This window comes from Bacillus smithii (assembly GCF_001050115.1).
GTDB classification, from domain to species: Bacteria; Bacillota; Bacilli; order Bacillales; family DSM-4216; genus Bacillus_O; species Bacillus_O smithii.
In genome coordinates this window covers 2,996,469-3,020,856 of the sequence record NZ_CP012024.1, presented here as the reverse complement: position 1 = coordinate 3,020,856, position 24,388 = coordinate 2,996,469, and the positions used below count along the sequence as shown (strand labels likewise).

General features: G+C 43.2%; 21 protein-coding genes, 1 pseudogene and 2 riboswitches. Of the genes and pseudogenes, 20 read left to right on the top strand and 2 right to left on the bottom strand.

Annotated elements, in window-relative coordinates:
• Positions 1-324: 324 nt before the first annotated feature.
• Positions 325-693 carry a YckD family protein gene (locus BSM4216_RS14120; RefSeq protein WP_048624124.1) on the bottom strand — a complete coding sequence of 123 codons (369 nt, stop codon included), beginning with the start codon at positions 691-693 and terminating at the stop codon, positions 325-327.
• A 70-nt stretch (positions 694-763) separates the two neighbouring features.
• On the bottom strand, positions 764-916 hold the full coding sequence (locus tag BSM4216_RS16920; protein WP_003354062.1) for a hypothetical protein: 153 nt from the start codon (positions 914-916) through the stop codon (positions 764-766).
• Positions 917-1,231: 315 nt separating this feature from the next.
• Between BSM4216_RS16920 and BSM4216_RS14115 the strand changes: the two genes are divergently transcribed.
• The 20 genes and pseudogenes from BSM4216_RS14115 (at position 1,232) to purN (ending at position 24,384) form a co-directional block, all read left to right on the top strand.
• Positions 1,232-1,786, top strand: a complete 555-nt coding sequence (locus BSM4216_RS14115) for a cysteine hydrolase family protein (protein ID WP_048624123.1) — start codon at positions 1,232-1,234, stop codon at positions 1,784-1,786.
• A gap of 19 nt (positions 1,787-1,805) precedes the next feature.
• A complete protein-coding gene (locus BSM4216_RS14110) occupies positions 1,806-3,320 on the top strand; it encodes a nicotinate phosphoribosyltransferase (protein ID WP_048624122.1) in 1,515 nt (504 codons plus the stop codon).
• On the top strand, positions 3,292-4,119 hold the full coding sequence (gene nadE / locus BSM4216_RS14105) for an ammonia-dependent NAD(+) synthetase (RefSeq protein WP_048624121.1): 828 nt from the start codon (positions 3,292-3,294) through the stop codon (positions 4,117-4,119). Before BSM4216_RS14110 ends, nadE begins: the two co-directional genes overlap by 29 nt.
• A gap of 522 nt (positions 4,120-4,641) precedes the next feature.
• Positions 4,642-6,162, top strand: a complete 1,521-nt coding sequence (gene guaA / locus BSM4216_RS14100) for a glutamine-hydrolyzing GMP synthase (RefSeq protein ID WP_048624545.1) — start codon at positions 4,642-4,644, stop codon at positions 6,160-6,162.
• A gap of 200 nt (positions 6,163-6,362) precedes the next feature.
• Positions 6,363-6,464, top strand: a riboswitch (purine riboswitch).
• Positions 6,465-6,646: 182 nt separating this feature from the next.
• Positions 6,647-7,981, top strand: coding sequence for an NCS2 family permease (locus BSM4216_RS14095; protein ID WP_048624120.1), 1,335 nt, complete (start codon positions 6,647-6,649; stop codon positions 7,979-7,981).
• 151 nt (positions 7,982-8,132) lie between these two features.
• The gene (gene glcT / locus BSM4216_RS14090; RefSeq protein ID WP_048624119.1) at positions 8,133-9,017 is read left to right on the top strand and encodes a glucose PTS transporter transcription antiterminator GlcT; all 885 of its coding nucleotides are present in this window, start codon (positions 8,133-8,135) and stop codon (positions 9,015-9,017) included.
• Positions 9,018-9,131: 114 nt separating this feature from the next.
• Entirely contained in the window at positions 9,132-11,207 is a 2,076-nt protein-coding gene (ptsG, locus tag BSM4216_RS14085; RefSeq protein ID WP_048624118.1) for a glucose-specific PTS transporter subunit IIBC, read from the top strand.
• 492 nt (positions 11,208-11,699) lie between these two features.
• Positions 11,700-12,212: pseudogene (locus tag BSM4216_RS14080) on the top strand (DUF3841 domain-containing protein); the annotation flags it as partial.
• 375 nt (positions 12,213-12,587) lie between these two features.
• Complete coding sequence (locus BSM4216_RS14075; RefSeq protein WP_048624116.1) at positions 12,588-13,568, top strand: hypothetical protein; 981 nt, start codon at positions 12,588-12,590, stop codon at positions 13,566-13,568.
• Between the two features lie 228 nt (positions 13,569-13,796).
• Positions 13,797-13,991, top strand: coding sequence for an NETI motif-containing protein (locus tag BSM4216_RS14070; protein ID WP_048624115.1), 195 nt, complete (start codon positions 13,797-13,799; stop codon positions 13,989-13,991).
• Between the two features lie 80 nt (positions 13,992-14,071).
• Positions 14,072-14,173, top strand: a riboswitch (purine riboswitch).
• Positions 14,174-14,402: 229 nt separating this feature from the next.
• Positions 14,403-14,891 (top strand): 5-(carboxyamino)imidazole ribonucleotide mutase, encoded by a 489-nt coding sequence (gene purE, locus BSM4216_RS14065; protein ID WP_040341288.1) that lies wholly within the window; start codon positions 14,403-14,405, stop codon positions 14,889-14,891.
• Complete coding sequence (gene purK, locus BSM4216_RS14060; RefSeq protein WP_048624114.1) at positions 14,884-16,041, top strand: 5-(carboxyamino)imidazole ribonucleotide synthase; 1,158 nt, start codon at positions 14,884-14,886, stop codon at positions 16,039-16,041. Before purE ends, purK begins: the two co-directional genes overlap by 8 nt.
• Positions 16,038-17,336: an adenylosuccinate lyase gene (gene purB, locus BSM4216_RS14055; RefSeq protein ID WP_003354077.1), complete on the top strand. Its 1,299-nt coding sequence runs from the start codon at positions 16,038-16,040 to the stop codon at positions 17,334-17,336. Before purK ends, purB begins: the two co-directional genes overlap by 4 nt.
• 128 nt (positions 17,337-17,464) lie before the next feature.
• A complete protein-coding gene (gene purC, locus BSM4216_RS14050; RefSeq protein ID WP_003354078.1) occupies positions 17,465-18,187 on the top strand; it encodes a phosphoribosylaminoimidazolesuccinocarboxamide synthase in 723 nt (240 codons plus the stop codon).
• Positions 18,180-18,434 carry a phosphoribosylformylglycinamidine synthase subunit PurS gene (purS, locus tag BSM4216_RS14045; protein ID WP_003354079.1) on the top strand — a complete coding sequence of 85 codons (255 nt, stop codon included), beginning with the start codon at positions 18,180-18,182 and terminating at the stop codon, positions 18,432-18,434. The genes purC and purS overlap by 8 nt, the downstream gene beginning before the upstream one ends.
• The gene (purQ, locus tag BSM4216_RS14040) at positions 18,431-19,114 is read left to right on the top strand and encodes a phosphoribosylformylglycinamidine synthase subunit PurQ (protein WP_003354080.1); all 684 of its coding nucleotides are present in this window, start codon (positions 18,431-18,433) and stop codon (positions 19,112-19,114) included. Before purS ends, purQ begins: the two co-directional genes overlap by 4 nt.
• Positions 19,098-21,317, top strand: a complete 2,220-nt coding sequence (gene purL, locus BSM4216_RS14035) for a phosphoribosylformylglycinamidine synthase subunit PurL (protein ID WP_048624113.1) — start codon at positions 19,098-19,100, stop codon at positions 21,315-21,317. Before purQ ends, purL begins: the two co-directional genes overlap by 17 nt.
• On the top strand, positions 21,302-22,717 hold the full coding sequence (gene purF, locus BSM4216_RS14030) for an amidophosphoribosyltransferase (RefSeq protein ID WP_048624112.1): 1,416 nt from the start codon (positions 21,302-21,304) through the stop codon (positions 22,715-22,717). Before purL ends, purF begins: the two co-directional genes overlap by 16 nt.
• Before the next feature lie 55 nt (positions 22,718-22,772).
• Positions 22,773-23,798, top strand: coding sequence for a phosphoribosylformylglycinamidine cyclo-ligase (purM, locus tag BSM4216_RS14025; RefSeq protein ID WP_048624111.1), 1,026 nt, complete (start codon positions 22,773-22,775; stop codon positions 23,796-23,798).
• A 19-nt stretch (positions 23,799-23,817) separates the two neighbouring features.
• The gene (gene purN, locus BSM4216_RS14020) at positions 23,818-24,384 is read left to right on the top strand and encodes a phosphoribosylglycinamide formyltransferase (protein WP_048624110.1); all 567 of its coding nucleotides are present in this window, start codon (positions 23,818-23,820) and stop codon (positions 24,382-24,384) included.
• Positions 24,385-24,388 lie beyond the last annotated feature (4 nt).

Below are 24,388 nucleotides of genomic sequence, written 5' to 3'. Positions count from 1 at the left end.
TTAAAAAATGGAATGAAATCTAGGAGTTAATATGCTCAATTGAGTTCAAATCTATGACTTCCTTTAAAAAATTTTTTCTAAATATGTCTTTCATGAAGGTGAATGGTTTTTTGAGACTGATAAAAGCAGCAAAATAAAAATAGACCAATGCGATCATCGTTGCTTCGGGAAGCCTCTCTAAATACCAAATATTGAAAACGAAACGTTTTGTCTTTGAGAGAACACTATCTGATCATCTTAATTAAAGAAAACTTTGCAGGGAGGTAAATCCTACAATTTAAAAAAACGGTGTAAGAAAGATAAAAACGCTGAAAGGGTGTGCCTTCAGCGCTGTTCGTTATCGCTGTCATCATGATGATGTTTATGATGCCAGTGGCCTTTTTCCGAGTGATTCCAATGAGGGGAAAAGCCGTTTTGCTGCAAGTGTTTGTAATGTTCTTCCAAATGGGAAATGATGTCATCTCCTTTTTCTTTAGAAATGATTCCGTATTCTACATATTGGCGAATTAATTCTTTTCTTTTTTCCAATAGTTCTTTGTGAAGTTTGTTCAGTTTGGCTTTTTGCTGTTCGGTCAGCTGGACAGGTTTTTCGTTGCTTTTTCCTTGATTTGTCTCTGCATGCACGGTTGAGGCAGCAAACATCGCAACGGACACGAAGATGATGGCCATGATTTTTTTGGAAAATGTAAACATAGGTCTATTCTTCCTTTCCCTTTTATTTGTAAGGTTCTGTTTTGAGAATGAGAGAAACGGTCAACCCATTTTAGCTTTCATCCACTTCATCGTAGGAAAGATGCGTGACTTCGGTAAATTCTCCCCTTTCTATTTCTTCTTCTGTTGCCCGCTGATCCAATTCTTCTTCATCGTCTATTCCGGGAGCAAGCGACGGCTGCTGTTCTTTTTTCTTATTCAACATCTTGATTCTTACCTCCCTTACAGCTGTTTTTTTCTCGTTTCTTCTTTATAATGATCCTAAAAATAGATATTATACAAATAAAGCCATTTTTGAACGCTCTGTGAACGAAATCGGTAGACTTGTCTTATATTTGGGTTTTTGGCGCACTTGATAGACATTATGAAACTTTAACGATGCTGAAAAAGGTGTCTTGGATATATAATGAGAATCAAGAGTTTTGCAGTTTGATCACGTATAAAGTTCTTTTCCGGCTTTCATGTTCAACATATCACAGAGCCTCTCGAAGCAAACAGAAGGAAAAAGGAGACTTCGGCAATGGGGAAAAAAGCGTTGATCAATATCGATTATACTGTCGATTTTGTGGCGGATCATGGCGCTCTTACGTGTGGAAAACCTGCTCAAATGATTGAGAAATTCATTACTTCTTTGACAGACACGTTTATTCAAAACGGCGATTTTGTAGTATTTGCAGTGGATATCCATAAGGAACAGGATCCGTATCATCCCGAAAGCCAATTATACCCGCCGCACAACATTGCCGGTTCGGAGGGAAGGAGGCTGTACGGTCAATTAGGGGAACTGTATGAGCGGATGAAAAACAAGGAAAATGTATATTATATGGACAAAACACGGTACAGCGCGTTTGCAGGTACAGACTTAGAGATTCAGCTGCGAGCTCGAGGCATAGATGAACTTCATTTATGCGGTGTTTGTACCGATATTTGTGTGCTTCATACCGCTGTAGACGCTTATAATAAAGGGTTTAAACTGGCTGTATACGAAAAGGGAACGGCAAGTTTTAACGAAGCAGGACATGATTGGGCGTTGAAGCACTTTCAACATGCACTCGGAGCAAAGGTAATTTCATGACGGAAACGGGGTTTGGACGATGAGAAAATATCAAGATGACAGTCTTGCTTTGCATACAGATTTATATCAAATTAATATGGCTAAAACGTACTGGGAAGACGGTGTCCATGAGAGAAAGGCGGTGTTTGATCTTTATTTCCGGAAAATGCCGTTTGGAAGCGGATACGCAATCTTTGCGGGGTTAGAAAGAATTGTTGAATTTTTAAAGAATTTTCGGTTCAGCGATAGCGATATCGCTTATTTGCGCGAAGTAGAAGGCTATGATGAAGATTTTCTTCAATACTTGTCGAATTTAACTTTTACAGGAAATGTACGGTCGATGAGGGAAGGAGAAGTGGTTTTTGAAAATGAACCAATTGTTACAATAGAGGCGCCTTTGATTCAAGCGCAGCTGGTTGAAACGCCTTTATTAAATGTAGTCAACTATCAAACGTTGATAGCCACGAAAGCCGCCCGCATCAAGCATGCCGTTGGGGAAGACTTGGTCATGGAATTCGGGACAAGAAGGGCTCAAGAAATGGATGCGGCCATTTGGGGAACTAGAGCGGCCTTTATCGGTGGATGCGGGGCTACCAGCAATGTCAGAGCCGGAAAGCTGTTTGGCATTCCGACAGCCGGAACGCACGCTCATGCCATGGTACAAGCTTATCAAGACGAATATACGGCGTTTCGCAAATACGCCGAATCCCATAAGGATTGCGTCTTTTTAGTGGATACATATGACACGCTTCGTTCCGGTGTACCGGCAGCGATTCGAGTCGCTAAAGAAATGGGGGATTCGATCAACTTTATTGGTATTCGTTTAGATAGCGGCGATTTGACCTATTTATCGAAAAAAGCGAGAGAAATGCTGGATGAAGCCGGATTTCACGATGCGAAAATTTTTGCTTCGAATGATTTGGATGAATACACCATTACGCATTTGAAAGCTCAAGGAGCCAAAATCGACGCTTGGGGGGTCGGGACGAATTTGATTACGGCGTACGACCAACCGGCGCTTGGAGCAGTCTATAAGTTAGCTTCGATAGAGAATGGGGCAGGGGAAATGATCGATACGGTCAAAATTTCCAGCAATGCCGAGAAAGTAACCACTCCGGGAAAGAAAAAAGTATATCGAATCATCAATAAAAGCAACCAAAAATCGGAAGGCGACTATATCACCCTTTATGACGAGAATCCCGCCGCAGAAGAAAGAATTAAAATGTTTCACCCTGTTCATACCTATGTCAGCAAATTCGTGACAAACTTTGAAGCGGTGGAATTGCAAAAAGATATTTTCATCAATGGCGAGCTAGTATATGAATTGCCATCGCTGGCAGAAATCCAATCTTTTGTCCAAAAAAATTTAGACTATTTATGGGATGAATATAAACGAATTTTAAATCCGGAAGAATATCCGGTGGACTTAAGCGAAAAATGCTGGAATAATAAAATGAAAAAGATTCAAGAAGTGCGGGACAAAATTGTATCTAGTTTATCAACCAAAACGAAAGGAGAAGGAGAAGATGACCGATTTACAAAAACGGATTATTGAGGAATTAAAAGTAAAACCGGTGATTGATCCAAAAGAAGAAATTCGCAAAAGCGTAGACTTTTTAAAAGCTTATTTAAAGAAATATCCGTTTATAAAAGGATTCGTTCTAGGAATTTCAGGTGGGCAAGACTCCACGTTAACCGGGAAGCTGGCTCAAATGGCGATTAACGAAATCCGGGAGGAAACAGGAAAACAAGATTATCAGTTTACGGCGGTCAGATTGCCATATGGTACACAATTCGATGAAGAAGATTGCCAAGTGGCTTTAAACTTTATCCAGCCGGATGATGTCGTTACAGTGAACATTAAAGAAGCGGTAGATGCCAGTGAAAAGGCATTAAAGGATGCCGGCGTAGAAATTTCCGATTTTGAAAAAGGAAATCAAAAAGCTCGGGAACGGATGAAAGTTCAATACAGCATCGCAGCGATGAGAAATGCAGTCGTACTGGGAACCGACCATGCGGCAGAAGCGGTCACGGGATTTTTTACAAAATACGGCGACGGCGGTGCGGATCTTGTTCCGATTTATCGTTTAAATAAACGCCAAGGAAAGATGCTGTTAAAGGAACTTGGGTGTCCGGAACGTTTATATAAAAAAGTGCCGACAGCCGATTTGGAGGAAAACCGTCCGCAGCTTCCGGATGAAGTCGCACTAGGTGTTACTTATGAAGAAATTGACGACTACCTGGAAGGCAAAACCGTTTCTGAAGAAGCGAGAAAAACGATCGAAGGATGGTTTTTAAAGACAGAGCATAAACGGCATCTTCCCATCACGATTTTCGATGACTTTTGGAAATAATTTGTGGATTCTTCCTTTAATAGAAAAGACAGAGAGCCTTTTGTGGAGCTCCCTGTCTTTTTTGGTTTGAAGAAATGGAAAGAAAGCAGGAGAAGAGTTTTCTTCATTGTGAGTTATTATCTGAATAATAAATCAATTGCAAGGCGGGTTGACCGTGGTTACAGATAGATATAAAATGATGACAAATTTGTTGCGTCTATGGTCTATCAGTATTTCATCTTCAGTTCTTTAGAAAAATTGGATTGCTGCCGGATGGCTGCAATGAGATGGCAATAGTGGCCGCAGGAGACCTCCGTTGGTCTTCTTGAAAAGGCGGGTTTATAAAAGTCTATTAAGGACTTAATAGAGGGGGAAGGAATTCCCCCTGAATACTTTTTTGTGATCTCTTGGCTCTGTTACATGATTATTTGCTGGAGAAACTGTGCTGCATGGGAAAAGCTTGCGTCATAGGAACAGAGCTTATTTTTCATACATAGAGAGGTGGATATTGTGGAAAGAAAGAAGGAATGGGAAAACCAAGAGATGGTTGTCGTACTTGATTTCGGCAGCCAGTATAACCAACTGATTACGAGAAGAATTCGGGAACTTGGCGTCTATAGCGAACTTCATCCCCATACTTTGACGGCGGAAGAAATAAAAGCTATGAATCCAAAAGGGATTATTTTATCTGGGGGACCTAACAGTGTATATGCCGAAGATGCTTTTCGCTGCGACGAAGACATTTTTAATCTAGGAATCCCGGTGCTAGGAATTTGCTATGGAATGCAGCTGATGACAAAGCATTTCGGTGGAAGAGTGGAACCTGCCAGCAAACGGGAGTACGGAAAAGCGACCATCCGGGTACAAAACCAAAATCCTCTTTGGGATGGACTACCGGAAGAACAAGTGGTATGGATGAGCCATAGCGATTTAGTGATGGAAACTCCTGAAGGATTTACTGTAGATGCGGTAAGTTCATCATGTCCAATCGCGGCAATGAGTCATCAAGAACAACAATTATATGGGGTTCAATTCCATCCGGAAGTTCGCCACTCTGTCTACGGAAACGAGCTGCTTCGCAATTTTGTGTTCAACATTTGCGGCTGCCGGGGCGATTGGTCCATGCAAAATTTTATTGAAATGGAAATAGAAAATATTCGAAAAACCGTTGGTGATAAAAAGGTTCTTTGTGCCTTGAGCGGCGGAGTCGATTCTTCTGTTGTGGCTGTTCTTATACATAAAGCCATCGGAGATCAATTGACATGTATTTTTGTCGATCACGGCCTTTTGCGCAAAGGGGAAGCCGAAAGTGTAATGAAAACGTTCGCGGAAGGTTTTCACATGAACGTGATCAAAGTGGATGCAAAAGATCGCTTTTTGAACAAACTGAAGGGAGTTTCCGACCCTGAGAAAAAACGGAAAATTATCGGCAATGAGTTTATATATGTGTTTGATGACGAGGCGGCCAAACTGGAAGGAATTGAATTTTTAGCGCAAGGTACTCTGTATACGGATATTATTGAAAGCGGAACGGCCACAGCCCAAACGATTAAATCCCATCACAATGTGGGCGGGCTGCCGGAAGATATGGAATTTAAGCTGATTGAGCCGCTGAACACGTTGTTTAAAGATGAAGTGCGAAAATTGGGCACCGAATTAGGAATTCCGGATGAAATTGTTTGGCGTCAGCCATTCCCGGGACCGGGACTAGCCATTCGGGTTTTAGGAGAAGTAACGGAAGAAAAATTGGAAATTGTTCGGGAATCGGATGCTATTTTAAGAGAAGAAATTAAAAAAGCTGGGTTGGATCGCGACATTTGGCAATATTTCACTGTTCTTCCTAATATCCGCAGCGTCGGGGTAATGGGAGACGCGAGAACATATGATTATACTATCGGGATTCGTGCGGTTACTTCCATCGATGGAATGACCTCCGATTGGGCAAGAATTCCGTGGGATGTGCTGGAGACGATCTCGACACGCATCGTCAACGAAGTCAGCCATGTGAACCGTGTAGTCTATGATATTACCAGCAAACCGCCGGCCACTATTGAGTGGGAATAAAGACCCGCTATTCATCCGTGAGATAAGGATGATCAGCGGAACGAATCGGGCATTTAAGGGCAGCCGGCCTCCGAAGGAACTCTTCGCCTTGCTGCCCTTAATGCAGAATGAGACAAACACGAATGATAATAAATAATTTTAAAATAATGTTCGTATTTTGTTGACATCGTCGTCATTTAGCACTACAATGTAGTTGAATTAAATAATTTGTCGCATTACGTCGTATAATTACGGGGATATGGCCCGGAAGTCTCTACCAAGCTGCCGTAAATAGCTTGACTACGAGGTAATGGAATGTAAACAGGATTGGATTCCCATCCTTTTATCTTTCTATCCTCAAGCCATGCCCCGAACGAATGTTTGGGGTATTTTTATTTTGCTTGGTGAATAGCTTTATCACCCGAATGGTGATTTCACCCGGCGGCATCCTGTTGGCCGGTGTGGTTGCCTCGTGACGTATTTGTGATAATGGCGGAGGGGAATTATGAAAAATTATTTTCATTTTGATGAATTGGGGACGAATTACCGCAGGGAAATTATCGGTGGTATTACGACCTTTCTTGCTATGGCCTATATTTTGGTCGTGAATCCGCTCACTCTTTCGCTTGCATCAGTGAAGAATCTTCCGGATTCCATGCGAATGGACCACGGAGCGGTGTTTGTTGCGACGGCTTTATCTGCTGCTTTCGGTTCCTTGTTGATGGGATTATGGGCGAAATATCCGGTGGCTCTCGCGCCGGGATTGGGTTTGAACGCCTTTTTTGCCTATACGGTTGTTTTGAATTACGGCATTTCTTGGCAAGTTGCGCTGACAGGAGTATTTTTGGCAAGCCTCATATTTATTTTGCTCACGCTTACCGGAATTCGGGAAAAAATTATTAATGCTATCCCGGCTCAATTAAAACACGCAGTAGGAGCAGGAATTGGACTTTTTATTACTTTTATTGGTTTTCAAAATGCTGGAATCATCGTGAATAATGATGCGGTTTTAGTTGGGCTTGGCGATTTGACAAACGGCAATACGCTTTTGGCCATTTTCGGCATCATCATTACGGTCATTCTCATGACGAGAGGCATTAACAGCGCTGTGTTTATCGGAATGGTCATTACGGCTATTGTCGGGATGTTGACCGGTTTAATCCCTCTTCCGAAACATGTGATCGGCAGCATTCCAAGCATTAAACCGGTGTTTGGCGTTGCGGTGACTTCGATTTTCCATATGCCGGATCAAATTTTTACGATGCAAATGTTGATGGTGGTTTTGACCTTTTTATTTGTAGCCTTTTTTGATACGGCGGGGACTCTTTTGGCGGTTGCTCATCAAGCCGGATTGATGAAAAACAATCAATTGCCTCGAGCCGGAAAAGCGCTGTTTTCAGATGCTATGGCAGGAGCGATTGGTGCGGTGCTCGGAACGTCCACGACGACTTCTTTTGTGGAATCAACAGCGGGGGTAGCTGCCGGGGCCAGAACCGGATTTGCTGCTGTTGTCACAGGTGTGTTGTTTTTGCTGTCGCTCTTTTTCTACCCGTTGCTTTCGGTTATTACCTCACACGTAACGGCGCCTGCTTTGATTATTGTCGGTGTGTTGATGGTATCGTCTCTGGGAGAAATTGACTGGAAGAAATTCGAAATTGCTGTTCCGGCTTTCTTGACCGTTATTTGTATGCCTTTGACATACAGTATCGCGACAGGAATCGCGATCGGATTTATTTTCTATCCTATTACGATGATTGTAAAAGGAAGAGCCAAAGAAATTCATCCGCTTATGTATTTCTTGTTTGTTGTTTTCTTATTATATTTTATTTTCTTGAAATAGTAGGAAGGACGTCCTCCAAATGGGGGACGTTTTTTTGTAAAAAGGTTTTCATTGTATAAAGGCAAATCCTTGATTACAATATGGGTAGACTAATATAAGGAGGACGAAGCTGTTGCTTATTGCAGCGGTGAATCACAAGAGGAGATTTCAAATGGTTAAATATGTAGTGAAAAAAGTCCTTAATAATAATGTTTTGATCGCTGCTGATGACAAGAACAACGAAGTCGTACTAATTGGGAAGGGAATCGGTTTCCAAAGGAAAAAAGGAGATGTGATCCATCAAGATATTATCGAAAAAATATTTGTCCTCAAAAATGAAAATGAACAAGAACATTACAAAAAATTATTGCCCTACCTCGATGAAAAAACGCTGAATGTAATTATTTCCTCTTTAGAAATCATAAAAAAACGAACACGCGGCACTTTAAATGAGCATATCCACGTTGCGCTCACGGATCACCTGCTTTTCGCGATGAACAGGCTTATGAAAGGAATGGTTATTAAAAATCCTTTTCTAAATGAAACAAAAACGATGTATCCTTTTGAATATGAAATCGCTGAAGAAGTAGTGGATTTTATTCATGAAGCGGCCAACATCAAGCTGCCGGAAGGGGAAGTAGGCTTTATTGCTTTGCATATTCACAGTGCCTTAACAGATAAACAACTTTCGGAGATTAATCAATATTCCCAGTTATTGTCCACTCTTGTTCGCACGATGGAAGAAAATCTTGGAATGGAAATCGATAGAAATAGTGTGGAATATATGCGGCTCATCCGCCATCTTCGCTATACCATTGACAGGGTGCAAAAAGGAGAAGCATTGGAAGATTCAAAAAAAATAAAAGAACTATTGAAAAAAGAATACCCTCTATGCTACAATCTTTCATGGAAGCTAATCAAAATTATGCAGCAGACGCTGAAGAAACCGGTTTATGAAGCGGAAGCCACTTATTTAACGATGCATTTGCAGCGTTTACGTGCGAAACAAAAGAATAGCAATTCTTTACGTGTTACTGATTCGATCAGGCATGAGTAAAGAAGTTGATAGAAACAAGAACACAAGGGAACACTACCCTTTGTACTGCTTGTTTTTATTGCTTCTTCACTCATGCTTTTTTGTTTATGCAATAACAGAATGGAGGTAACGTATATGTTTAAGAAATTCTTCGGCGTTCTCCAAAAAGTGGGTAAAGCTTTGATGCTTCCAGTCGCCATTTTACCGGCTGCCGGAATTTTGCTTGCTCTTGGAAACGCTTTACAAAACCCGACGCTAGTCGATATTGCTCCGTTTCTGCATACCGGTTGGGTGGAAATGGTAGCAAAAGTAATGGAAGAAGCCGGTGAAATTATCTTTTCGAATCTAGCCCTTCTATTTGCCGTCGGGGTTGCCATTGGTTTGGCCGGAGGAGAAGGGGTAGCTGGACTTGCTGCAATCGTCGGCTTCCTGATCATGAATGTTACGATGGGAGTTGTGCTTGGTGTCACTCCTAAAATGGCTGCTCATGATCCTTCCTATGCAACCGTTCTCGGCATTCCTACGCTGCAAACCGGTGTATTCGGCGGGATTATTGTTGGTATATTAGCTTCAATTCTCTACAATAAATACTTTAATATTGAGCTTCCATCTTATTTAGGATTTTTTGCGGGAAAACGTTTTGTTCCGATTGTGACGGCTGTATCTTCTTTAATTCTTGGATTGATCATGATTGTTATTTGGCCGCCTATCCAATCAGGTTTAAATGCTTTCTCCAATAACTTGTTGAATGCAAACTTGACGTTGTCTGCCTTTATTTTCGGTGTCATTGAACGTTCGCTGATTCCATTTGGATTGCATCATATCTTCTATGCTCCGTTCTGGTTTGAGTTTGGACAATATACGAACAAAGCAGGAGAAGTGGTTCACGGAGACCAAGCGATCTTTATGGCTCAAATTAAAGATGGGGTCAAGAATTTGACGGCTGGTACATTTATGACGGGTAAATATCCGTTTATGATGTTTGGTCTTCCTGCTGCTGCGCTGGCTATTTACCACGAAGCTAAACCTGAAAAGAAAAAAGTGGTTGGAGGTTTAATGGCTTCAGCGGCTTTGACTTCTTTCTTGACAGGGATTACAGAGCCGATTGAATTCTCCTTCTTATTCGTAGCACCTGTGTTGTTTGCGATTCACGCTGTTTTTGCCGGACTGTCATTTATGATTATGCATATTTTAAATGTCAAAATCGGGTTGACATTCTCAGGGGGATTAATTGACTTTATTCTCTTTGGTGTTTTGAATCCACAAACTCATTGGTGGCTCGTGATACCGGTCGGATTAGTCTTTTCCGTCATCTATTATTTCGGTTTCCGATTTGCCATCCGCAAGTTCAATTTAAAAACGCCTGGTCGCGAAGATGATGAAGAATCGAACGATGGAAAAGAAACAGCAGATAGCGGATCTGGAGACCTTGCCTACAATATTTTGGAAGCAATGGGCGGACAAAGCAATATTGCATCGCTGGATGCTTGTATCACTCGTCTGCGCGTTCAAGTAAATGATCCTAAAGAAGTGGATAAGGAACGTTTGAAAAAACTGGGCGCTTCCGGAGTATTGGAAGTTGGAAACAATATTCAAGCTATTTTCGGACCACGTTCCGACACCATTAAAACGCAAATGCAAGATATTATGAAAGGCAAAGCGCCGCGCAAAGCAACAACTCCTGATATGAATCAGGAAGTTAAACAGCAAGTAGAAGAAGTGAATCCAACGCCTCTTCAAAATGAAATTGACCGAAATGAAGCGATTATTTCTCCATTAAAAGGGGAAATTAAGCCGCTTGCAGAAGTTCCTGATCCAGTCTTTGCAGAAAAAATGATGGGAGACGGCTTTGCTATATTGCCGGAAGAAGGAACTGTTGTATCGCCGGTTAACGGAAAAATTGTGAACCTGTTCCCGACTAAGCACGCAATCGGTATTTTGTCCGACGGCGGAAGAGAAATTTTAATTCACGTGGGTATTGATACAGTGAAACTGAATGGCGAAGGTTTTGAGGCGCTTGTAAACCAAGACGACCATGTTGAAGCCGGACAGCCATTGTTGAAAGTGGATCTTGACTTAGTGAAAAGCAAGGCTCCTTCTGTAATTACTCCAATTATCTTTACAAACCTTCAAGAAGGGGAACAAGTTGTAATTGAAAAGCAAGGTAAAGTCGATTTGAAAGAAGAAAACATCATTTCGATTCAAAAATAGCCCATCAGGACAGAAAGCGATGATTGCATTGCTTAACGTCCGCTTCATTGATAAAGATGAAATATCCGGGTAAAGAAGGCCGTTCATGCTTTTTGCGTGAACGGCTTTTTTGTTTCAAATCGTCAGGATCACAAGGAGCTCAAATATTCTATAAACACAAATTGCCATTCGGTAAGAATTTAGAATAAGTAAAGTGGAGGAAGAAATAACGCTTTAAACTTTGTTCATGGGCAGACGATTTTGTCATTCGGCATGAAGGTCCTCTTTTATTATGCGGTTTTTGGTTGGTTTTTATATTCATCCTGATGATAGTAGACGAATGATCTCCTTCCTTTTGGCTGTACAGGAAAGCTTTTTTACATCATGATCCTTTTAAGGGGGTATGAAGATGAAACTATGGACTATCCATCCTGTTGAAGTGTGGGAATGGTTGCAGCAACAAGGTTTTTATCGTGGTGCGAAGGAGCTTGTTTATGAAGATTCCTCGATTCGTACGACTGGCTTATCATTGAAATGGAGAAACGATTGGGACCAAGACCGGAAAAAGAATCGTACCCTGTGTGGGCATGGAAACAATGGAATGGCGTGCATATTCGTCCGGACCTCCGTTTTTCGGGTTTTCTGGAGAAAGGAACGAGAGGTGTACGTCTCGAAATAGACATACCTGATGAACAGGTTGTTTTGAGCGATTTTGATAAATGGCATTACGTACTGAATTATTGGTACCTCGAAGAAAATGAAGAAGACGGGGAATTATTCGACAAAGAAATAAAGAAAAGAGGGCTGGATTATTATCAGCAAAAGCCGCTTCCGGACCCTTATTATCATCAGAAAATTGTGGATAGCTGGCAACGTATTTTTGATATTGAGCCAAGGAATGAAGAGGAGAAAAGGAGCTTATCGATTCAAGCTACTTTCTGGGAGTTGAAATTGGAGCAGGTAAGGAAGGTGGATTTTTTGTTGCAAGGTAGTGATTTTGTAAGGGAAGAGAAATTTTTTGCTTAATGGATTTCGAGAATGATTTTGTTGATTATTGCATCATAAGATCCAAAAATACCTGAGTACGGGAACCTCTTTAAAAGGTGAATGACGTTTTCACGGATTAATCTGGATAGCTCGGCGCATGATTTCTCTGACTTTTCCCGGTCCTTCTAAAATAATTTGTTGTAAAAATGTACTGTACGTCTCTTCTGTATTCCAAAATCCCGTTGACAATAAAGTAAATAATTATTTATTATTAACACGAGTGATAGAAAAAACATTATCTATTTTCATCAATATTTTAGGGTAAAAAGTAAATATATATTTATTTCTTCATATAAATAATAAATATATATTTACTATTTGCTTTATCCAATACAAGAAAAAGGAGCGTTTTTTATGCTTTCATCCGGGTTGCAGTTTGGAATCTATCCGCTTAGTGTAGCTGGTACGCCTGCTGGTTTGGCTGTAGGACCTCAAGACAACTATGAGCAAATTCAAATGGCCTTAAAACGTCTTCGAGGAGAATCTAAATCGCTGTTGCCAAGAATTTATCTCGTTTATACAGGACCTGCTGATTCGGAAGAGAAGCTTTTGTCGATCGTGGAGAAATATGTTCGTTTGGGATTAATGGGGGACTTGGTAGTAGGTTCTTTGGCTCCAAACATAGAAATGAATCACTGGCTCGCGCTTATTAGGAAAATCATTAGAGAGTATGGTTCTTATATTGATTCGCTGCAAATAACGAATGAACCTAATTTGAGCTTTATGGACGGATCAAACCCTAACATCATGCCATTGTTGGTGCAGGGGGTTATTGCAGCGAAAGAAGAAGCAAAAGCAGCAAACGTTCGTGTGGATATCGGATTTGGATCTGTGCCGGACAACGGTCCGAAAGTGGTTCCGCATTTTTGGGAAAACCTTGCTGAAATTGGCGGAGAGGTTTTCATAGATTCTTTGGATTATGTCGCGCATAATTTTTATGTAGATGTATTTGAACCGCCGCTCTCATTGGAAAAAGTCCCGTCTTCCGTTGAAGACTTTCTGCGGCGATTTCGCGAAGTAAATCTCAGGACAGCCGGTATACCTGATTCCATCCCTATTCGCATTACAGAAAACGGATGGCCTACGGGCAAAAACCCTTTTGTAGGTAAAGACAGATCTTACGAACATCAATCTGAAGTACTAGAGACGATCATACGGACCGTTTATAATCTGCGTCAAGAACTCAATATCACACATTATGAGCTTTTTGGTCTCAGGGATGCAGACAGTTCCAAAGATGATCTCTTTCACCAATTTGGCATCATGCGGGATGATTATACTCCGAAGCCGGCGTTTTATACATTTCAGCATTTGATACAGGAGTTGGGAATTTGAAATGGTTCACAAAGCCGAGAGACAGGTGCGGCAGATGTTTATAAAGTTTTTACAAATCTATGTGGAACGGCTGTTACTGCTATAGGACAGAGAAGAACAAATCGTTATAGCATCTTGACAGAGAGGCTGTATGATTTAAAATAAAACGCAACAGTAAAAATACTCTATCCATAAATTGTACAGGTATCAATCGATATGGTCGAATGATGGAAAAAGGAAGCTGCTCTGATGAGTAAAAAGAAGATATTTGAGATGAAAGAAAATGAAACCATTGATCAACTACTGGCCCGGATGTCCGAAGAAGGATATAAACCCGTTAGAAGAACGGAAGAACCCATCTTTCAAGAAAAGAACATAAACGGAAAAATAGAATATGTTCCTGTTGGGCGAATCATAAAGTTTGAAGGGAAAAAAGAAGGTTAAACCCGAACATTTTCTATTAAGATTGTTTTTATTGTTCGAAAAATTTTGTTGACAATGGCTTGTTTTCATTGTTAAGATGGAGTTGTCAACTCAATAGCCCTCATATAATCACGAGAATATGGCTCGTAAGTCTCTACCCGATTACCGTAAATAATCGGACTATGAGGGAAAGTAGCTATCTGGAAAACTGTGAATGAAAGAGGCATCTTCAGGATGGCGATTGCACTATGTTCTGAAAGCCGTTCATTCCATGTGCAGCGCCATTGGAAGAAGAAATCTTTCTTCGATGAGTCCTGCCATAAAAGGCTTTTAATTGGTCTTTTCTTACCCGGATTCACTGCTTTCTCTCAAAGAAAGTATGTGAAGCCGGGTTTTTTGTTATATAAGACTGCATCATGTGGAGGGATGGAAATGCCGGCGGAAGTAGGAGTGATTATGGGAAGCGCATCGGATTGGGAAACGATGAAAAACGCCTGTGAAGTATTGGATGAATTAGAAATTGAATATGAGAAAAAAGTCGTTTCGGCACATCGCACTCCTGATTTGATGTTTGATTATGCCGAAAGTGCCAGAGATCGAGGGATCAAAGTGATTATCGCAGGAGCGGGTGGAGCCGCGCATTTGCCGGGGATGGTAGCGGCTAAAACGACTCTTCCCGTGATCGGAGTTCCGGTTCAATCCAAAGCATTAAATGGTTTAGATTCCCTGTTATCGATCGTACAAATGCCCGGCGGCATCCCGGTGGCTACAGTAGCGATTGGGCGTGCCGGCGCCACGAACGCCGGTTTGCTGGCAGCGCAAATATTATCGATTGAGAATCCCGACATTGCCCGCAAATTGGAAAACCGACGAATTGAGCTGAAAGAAAAAGTACTAGAAAGCAGTGATCAACTTGACTAATCCAGTCATTATGCCAGGAAAAACGATTGGAATTATTGGCGGCGGCCAGCTAGGCAGAATGATGGCACTGGCAGCAAAAGAAAAAGGGTTTCGAATCGCTGTATTAGATCCTGCGGAAGATTCTCCGTGCGGTCAAGTGGCTGATGTGGAAATTACGGCGGCCTACGATGACCAAAACGCTTTGGCGCGGCTTGCTCAAATAAGCGATGTGATCACGTACGAATTTGAAAACATCGATTATGAGTCATTGCGGTGGCTCGAGCAAAGAGCCTATCTTCCGCAAGGAGCCGAATTGATTCGCATTACTCAGGATCGGATTTTAGAGAAAGATGCGATCACAAAAGCGGGTGTGCCGGTGGCCCCTTATGAAGTGATTTACGAAGAAAACGAACTATATGATAAGATAAAAAAGCTTGGTTATCCTGCTGTTTTAAAAACCTCAAGAGGCGGTTATGACGGAAAAGGCCAGTATGTGATTCGCCGCGAAAGCGAGATCGAAAAGGCAGCCGAATTGCTGCAATCAGGTCCGTGTGTATTGGAAAAATGGATTCCATTTACGACGGAAATTTCAGTGATTGTATTTCGCAATCCGGATCGCGAAGTCAGCTTTTTGCCCGTTGGCGAAAATATTCATGTCGAGAATATTTTGCATCAAACCATTGTTCCGGCAAGAGTGGACGGGGATGTCAAACAAAAAGCGGTGAAATTGGCGCTCAAGATCGCCGACTATTTGGAACTGATCGGAACGCTGGCGGTGGAGATGTTCGTGTGCTCAAACGGTGAGATTTATATAAACGAACTGGCCCCCAGACCGCACAATTCCGGCCATTATTCGATCGAAGCTTGCGAGGCGTCTCAATTTGAACAGCATATACGAGCGATTTGCAATTGGCCTTTCCAGAAAACGGAGTTGTTAAAACCGGCTGTTATGGTCAATGTTCTAGGCAAGCATTTAGAGGGGGCGTTAAACGAATTCCATCGCCACCCGGACTGGTCGTTTCATTTATACGGAAAAAAAGAAGCGAAAGAGAAAAGAAAAATGGGGCATATCACCGTCTTGACCGACGATCTTGAGAAAACATTGCAAGAAATAGACGATAGCAGGATTTGGAGCGCAAAAGAAGAAAAGATCGGAGGCAGTATAAGATGATCGATCGTTACACCCGCCCGGAGATGGGGGCGATTTGGACTGAGGAAAACCGCTTCAACGCTTGGCTGGAAGTGGAAATTCTTGCTTGCGAGGCGTGGGCGGAACTGGGAGTCATCCCGAAAGAAGATGTGAAAAAAATCCGGGAGAATGCAGGCTTTGATATTCGCCGCATTAAAGAAATTGAAGAAGAAACTCGCCATGATGTAGTGGCCTTTACAAGAGCCGTATCGGAGACGCTTGGCGAAGAGCGAAAATGGGTTCATTATGGATTGACGTCTACTGACGTTGTCGATACAGCCCTATCGTACTTGCTTAAGCAGGCAAATGAGATTTTGCTTAAAGATTTGGAAAACTTTATTGAAATTCTTCGCCAAAAAGCGAAAGAACATAAATATACCGTGATGATGGGAAGAACTCATGGAGTCCATGCGGAACCAACTACTTTTGGGTTAAAGATGGCGCTTTGGCACGAAGAAATGAAGCGGAATTTGGAACGGTTCAAACGAGCGGCTGAAGGAGTGCAGTACGGAAAAATCTCCGGAGCCGTTGGCACTTATGCGAATATCGATCCATTTGTTGAACAATATGTATGCCAAAAATTAGGCCTCAAACCGGCGCCTATTTCCACTCAAACGCTTCAGCGCGACCGTCACGCATACTACATGAGCACGCTCGCTTTAATCGCGACGTCGATCGAAAAATTTGCCGTGGAAATTCGCGGACTTCAAAAGAGCGAAACGAGAGAAGTGGAGGAGTTTTTCGCGAAAGGCCAAAAAGGATCATCGGCCATGCCTCATAAACGGAATCCGATCGGATCGGAAAACATGACAGGAATGGCCCGTGTGGTAAGAGGGTATATGCAAACTGCATATGAAAACGTACCGCTATGGCACGAACGGGATATTTCCCATTCTTCTGCGGAACGCATTATTTTGCCTGATGCGACGATTGCCCTTAATTACATGCTCAATCGCTTCGGCAATATCGTGAAAAATTTGACCGTCTATCCGGAAAATATGAAACGAAATATGGAAAAGACGCTTGGTCTTATTTATTCACAACGCGTTTTGCTCGCCCTGATTGAAAAAGGCCTTACACGTGAAGAGGCATATGACACCGTTCAGCCGCGGGCCATGGAGGCTTGGGAAAAACAAGTGCCGTTCCGTCAACTAGTAGAAAGCGATGAAAAAATTACCTCGAAGTTGACAAAAGAAGAAATCGATGATTGCTTCGATTACCACTATCATTTAAAACATGTCGATACGATTTTTGATCGTCTCGGTTTGAACGACTAAGCAAAAGAGGCTGACTTTTAGGCTGTTTCTTGTGTTTGCGAAAAAGGCAAGAGGGCTTAAAGCGGTCGGCCTCTCTTAAAACCGCTGTATTCGGAAGATTATCAATATTCCAAAATGAGGTGGACAACTTGAAAAAAGGCGAGCTTTTGTATGAAGGAAAAGCGAAAAAGATTTATGCAACCGACCAAGAAGATATTCTATTCGTGGAATATAAAGATTCCGCGACCGCTTTTAACGGAGAGAAAAAAGCGGAAATTGCCGGAAAAGGAAGCCTCAACAACCAAATTAGCAGTTTTATTTTTACGAAAATGAAAGAAGAGTTGGATCTGCCGACTCATTTTATCCAACAAGTTTCAGATCATGAGCAGCTGATCAAACGAGTGAAGATTATCCCGCTTGAAGTCGTGGTTCGAAACGTTTCTGCAGGAAGCATGGCGAAAAGGCTGGGGATAGAAGAAGGGATCCCGTTAGAAGAGCCTATCATTGAATTCTACTTAAAGGACGACGAACTTGGGGATCCTTTGATCATAGAAGACCATATTCGCTTCTTAAAAATCGCTTCTTCCGAAGAAATGGAACAAATCAAAAAGATGGCGTTGAAAGTCAATCAGTTTTTGATTTCCTTATTTGATTCCTTAAATATTCGTTTGATCGATTTCAAATTGGAATTTGGCAAAGATCCTCAAGGAGAAATTTTGCTTGCGGATGAAATTTCGCCTGATACATGCAGGCTTTGGGAAAAAGAAACGAATCGAAAGCTGGATAAAGACGTGTTTCGCCGCAATCTTGGCAATTTAATCGATGCCTATACCGAAGTGCTTACGAGATTAGGAGGGAAAACACATGTATAAAGTGAAAGTTTTTGTGACACTCCGTGAAAGCGTATTGGATCCTCAAGGGGGAGCTGTACAGCGTTCCCTTCACAGCCTTGGATTCGGACAGGTGGAGGATGTCCGTATAGGGAAATACATGGAGCTGACTGTGAAGGAGAGCGATCAAGACATCGATGTCGTGGTCAGAGAAATGTGTGAGAAATTATTGGCCAACCCGGTGATAGAGGAATTTCGTTATGAGATAGAGGAGGGTGTCATCCAGTGAAATTTGCGGTGATTGTCTTTCCCGGTTCCAATTGCGATGCCGATATGTACCACGCCGTCAAAGATGAATTGGGGGAAGAAGCGGAATTCGTTTGGCACGATGCTGATGATCTGAGCGGATACGACGGTATTTTGCTCCCGGGGGGCTTTTCATACGGCGATTATTTGCGGTCAGGCGCCATTGCCCGCTTTTCTAAAGTGATGGAAAAAGTGGTCGAAGCGGCAGAAGAAGGGAAACCGATTCTTGGCGTTTGCAATGGATTTCAGATTTTGCTGGAATCAGGGCTTTTACCTGGCGCCATGAGAAAAAACGATCAATTAAAGTTTATTTGCAAAACGGTAGAACTGACTGTAGAAAATAATGAAACGATGTTTACAAACGGTTATGAATTAGGGGAGACAATCCGAATCCCTATCGCTCATGGCGAAGGCAACTACTATTGCGATGACAAGACGCTTGAAACGTTAAAGCGTAACAAGCAAATTGTCTTTACGTATCAGAACAATCCGAACGGCTCAGTTGCCGACATTGCCGGGATTATCAATGAAAAAGGGAATGTTCTTGGGATGATGCCGCATCCTGAAAGAGCGGTGAACGAACTGCTGGGCAGCAGTGATGGCCTTAAGCTTTTCCAATCGATTGTCAAACAGTGGAGGGAATCGTATGCTACTACGCACTGAACCAAAACCGGATGAGATAAAAGAAAATAAATTGTATCGGCAAATGGGTCTTAGTGACGAAGAATTTGCGCAAATTGAATCGATTTTGGGAAGGCTTCCCAACTACACGGAGACCGGTCTTTTTTCTGTCATGTGGTCGGAACACTGCAGCTATAAAAATTCAAAAGTAGTGCTAAAAAAATTCCCCACAGAGGGAGAAGGAGTTTTGCAAGGACCGGGGGAAGGAGCCGGCATTGTCGATATCGGTGATGGCCAGGCAGTCGTTTTTAAAATCGAAAGCCATAACCATCCTTCTGCCATTGAACCGTATCAAGGTGCGGCAACCGGTGTGGGGGGAATTATCCGCGATGTGTTTTCCATGGGGGCAAGGCCGGTAGCTTTGTTGAATTCTTTAAGATTTGGAGAATTGAAGTCTTCCAGAGTCCGATATTTATTTCAAGAAGTAGTGGCAGGCATCGCCGGCTATGGAAATTGCATCGGCATTCCAACGGTTGGGGGCGAGGTGCAATTTGATCCTTCTTATGAAGGGAATCCGCTGGTGAACGCAATGTGTGTCGGCTTGATCGATCATCAAGATATTCAGAAAGGCCAAGCGGTAGGGGTAGGCAATTCCGTCATGTATGTCGGTGCGAAAACAGGTCGCGACGGAATTCACGGAGCCACTTTTGCTTCGGAGGAATTAAGTGAGCAATCTGAAGAAAAGCGCCCGGCTGTTCAAGTGGGGGATCCCTTTATGGAAAAGCTGCTGCTAGAAGCCTGTCTTGAATTGGTGAAATCAGATGCACTTGTCGGAATTCAAGATATGGGAGCAGCCGGATTGACCAGTTCAGCGGCCGAAATGGCAAGCAAAGCCGGATCGGGAATCGAAATGAACCTCGATCTTGTACCTCAACGGGAAACGGGCATGACTTCTTATGAAATGATGCTGTCTGAATCGCAGGAGAGAATGCTGATCGTTGTCAAAAAAGGAAGAGAGGAAGAAGTCGTTTCTCTTTTTCAAAAGTATGGATTGGAAGCAGTCGTCGTCGGAAAAGTAACGGATGATTCCATGTTGAGACTGACTCATCGCGGCGAAGTCGTAGCGGAAGTTCCGGTCGATGCATTGGCGGAAAATGCTCCGGTTTACCATAAACCTTCTAAAGAACCGGACTATTTCCGTGAATTTCAGCAAATCGATGCACCGGCACCTGAAGTGAAAGATTTTAAAGAAACGCTGATCAAACTGCTTTCGCAGCCGACCATTGCGAGCAAAGAATGGGTGTACCAGCAGTATGACTATCAAGTTCAAACGAATACAGTCGTAGCGCCTGGCTCAGATGCGGCGGTCATTCGAATCCGCGGAACGAAAAAAGCGCTGGCGATGACAACAGACTGCAATTCCCGCTATCTCTATCTTGACCCGGAAACAGGAGGAAAAATCGCAGTCGCTGAAGCCGCTCGCAATATTGTTTGCGCAGGCGGTAAACCTCTCGCTATTACGGACTGCTTGAATTTTGGCAACCCGGAAAAGCCGGAAATCTTTTGGCAGCTGGAAAAAGCGGTGGATGGAATGAGCGAAGCCTGTAAGACGCTTCAAACTCCGGTCATCGGCGGGAACGTATCGCTTTACAATGAAACAAACGGCACGGCAATATATCCGACTCCTGTCGTTGGCATGGTTGGACTGATTGAAGACGTGGCTCACATTACTAAACAAACGTTTGAACAAGCGGGCGATTATATTTACGTCGTGGGGAAAGCGAACAACGATTTCGGCGGCAGCGAACTTCAAAAAATGCTGGAAGGTCGTATTTTCGGTAAAGCGCCGGAAATCGATTTAGCGGTAGAGCGAAAAAGGCAGCAAGCTATTCTGCAAGCCATTAAAAGGAAAACCGTACAATCTGCTCATGATATTTCCGAAGGGGGATTGGCTGTCGCGTTGTCAGAGTGTTTGTTTGGCACTGGTTTAGGAGCGGATATAAAAATTGAAGGAGAGGCCGTTTGCGAACTGTTTAGCGAAACGCAATCACGTTATGTGCTATCGGTGAAACCGGAACATCGCAGCCTTTTTGAAACGATTGTGACGGACGCGGTGTGCGTAGGCCGCGTTGTCGACGAACCGCTTTTAACGATTCGATCTGCTGAAAATGAATCGATTTTGCAGGCGCAAGTGAGTGAGCTTGAACAAGCCTGGAAAGGAGCTATCCCATGCTTGCTGAAATAAAAGGATTAAACGAAGAATGCGGAGTGTTTGGCGTTTGGGGACATGAAAATGCTGCTCAGATCACGTATTACGGCCTTCATAGTTTACAGCACCGCGGTCAAGAAGGAGCCGGAATTGTCGTAACGGACGGCTGCGAATTAAAGGGGTTAAAAGGGAAAGGGTTAGTGACAGAGGTTTTCAGTCGTGAAGCCATCCACAATTTGCATGGATACGGTGCAATCGGCCATGTCCGTTACGCGACAGCAGGCGGAGGAGGGTACGAAAACGTTCAGCCCCTTCTCTTCCATTCCCAGACCGGGAGCTTGGCCCTCGCTCACAATGGCAATTTGGTCAATGCCACCATGCTCAAATATCAGCTGGAAGCTCAAGGAAGCATTTTTCAAACCAGTTCGGATACAGAAGTACTTGCTCATTTAATTAAAAGAAGTGGTTTTGTCCATTTGAAAGATCAGGTCAAAAACGCGTTAACCATGCTAAAAGGCGCATACGCATTTCTGATCATGACGGAAACGGAGTTGATGGTTGCCCTCGATCCGAACGGATTAAGACCGCTTTCCGTTGGACGGCTTGGAGATGCGGTGTGCATCGCTTCGGAAACATGTGCATTTGATGTTGTCGGTGCTCAATTCGTCCGGGAGGTGGAGCCGGGGGAATTGATCATCATCAACAATGAAGGAATGTATTCGGAGCCGTTTGCGTTAAAAAGCAATCAAGCCATTTGTACAATGGAATACGTTTATTTTTCCCGCCCTGACAGCAACCTTCACGGGATTAATGTGCATAGCGCCAGAAAGAGCATGGGGAAAAAATTAGCCGAAGAAGCGGGCATCGAAGCGGATGTCGTCACGGGAGTTCCGGATTCCAGCATTTCCGCTGCCATCGGCTATGCAGAAGCTTCCGGTATTCCATATGAACTGGGCCTCATCAAAAACCGCTACGTCGGACGCACGTTTATCCAGCCATCCCAGTCGCTGCGCGAACAAGGAGTGAAAATGAAGCTTTCTGCCGTTCGCGGTGTCGTCAATGGGAAAAGAGTGATTATGGTGGATGATTCGATTGTCCGTGGTACGACCAGCAAACGAATTGTTCAGCTTTTGAGAGAAGCAGGCGCCAAAGAAGTTCATGTCACCATCAGTTCGCCCCCCATTACCCATCCGTGTTTCTATGGGATTGACACATCAACGAAAGAAGAATTAATTGCTTCTTCTCATTCTGTAGAAGAAATCAAACAATTGATTGGCGCGGATTCTTTAACCTTTTTAAGCCTTGAAGGAATGATCGAGGCCATTGGCCATGCAAAAGACGGAAATCATTGCGGGCAATGCTTGGCCTGTTTTACCGGAAAATATCCGACGGAGATATATCCCGCAGGAAAAGAACAGATGGTAACTTTATCTTAGTCGAAATGGTTTCCCAATACATTGTTAGAAGGACGCAAATGGAGGAGGACCGGGAATGGCAAAATCATATAAGTCGGCTGGAGTGGATATAGAAGCAGGGTATGAAGCAGTTGAACGAATCAAAAAACATGTCGAACGGACGAAAAGGCTTGGGGTGATGGGAGCACTTGGAAGTTTCGGCGGTTTGTTTGATTTATCCGTCCTCCAGCTTAAAGAACCTGTTCTCGTATCAGGTACAGATGGTGTGGGAACCAAATTAAAAATTGCTTTTATGATGGATAAGCACGATACGATCGGCATCGATTGCGTCGCCATGTGTGTCAATGACATCCTCGTTCAAGGAGCCAGTCCGATCTTTTTTCTCGATTATCTCGCTTGTGGGAAAAATGAGCCGGAGAAAATAGAACAAATTGTGAAAGGAATTGCTGACGGCTGCGAACAAGCAGGGTGCGCCTTAATCGGAGGAGAGACAGCAGAAATGCCGGGCATGTACGCTCCCGGGGAATATGATCTGGCCGGCTTTGCGGTAGGGGCGTGCGAAAAAAGCGAGCTCATTTCGGGAAGTACAATTAGGCCAGGTGATGTTTTGATCGGTCTTCCATCAAGCGGAATTCATAGCAATGGCTATTCTTTGGTGAGAAAAATCTTCTTTGAAGAGCATCGATTGCACATCGACTCTCAATTGGACGGTTTGAAGGGGACACTGGGAGAAGCATTGATTGAACCGACACGAATTTATGTCAAGCAAATCCAAAGTATTCATAAAAAAGGTACAATTAAAGGGATGGCCCATATTACAGGCGGAGGCTTTATTGAAAATATACCTCGTGCTCTGCCGGCCGGATACGGTTCGGAAATTGCAGAAGGCACATGGGAAATACCAGCCATTTTCGAAGTGCTAAAAGAATATGGAAAACTGGATCGGAAAGAAATGTATAATATTTTTAACATGGGAATTGGGCTGGTCTTGATCGTCGCAGCAGCGGATGCGGAGTCTGTTTTAAATGATCTTGAACAAATAGGAGAAAAAGCGTTCAAAATCGGCCAGGTGGTTCCTCAAGAGGGAATCCGCATTTCCTGATTGGAGAGGTTGGATACTAATGAAAAAAGTGGCGATATTCGCGTCTGGAAACGGCAGCAATTTTCAGGCGCTGGCAGAAGCGAGTTTAAGAAAGGAACTAAACGCGGACATCTGCTTGCTTGTATGCGATCAGCCGGATGCTTATGTAGTCAAACGGGCACGCCATTTGGGGATTCCTGTGTTTTCCTTTCGGGCAAAAGAGTATCCTTCCAAAGAGGAGTTTGAGAACGAAATTGCATTAGAGTTAGCCAAAAGGGGCGTCGAATGGATCATCCTTGCCGGCTACATGCGTTTGATCGGCTCTACACTCTTAAATCGTTATCGCAACCGTATCGTGAATATTCATCCTTCGCTTTTGCCGGCGTTTCCGGGAAAAGATGCCATTGGACAAGCTTTGGACGCCGGGGTAAAAGTGACGGGGGTTACCATCCATTTTGTCGATGAAGGAATGGATACCGGGCCGATCATCGCTCAACAAAGCGTCAACATTTTGGCTGAGGACACAAGAGAAACGCTTCAGAAAAAAATCCAGGCTGTTGAACATGAGTTATATCCGAAAACCATCAATGAATTATTGGATGAATAGAAAG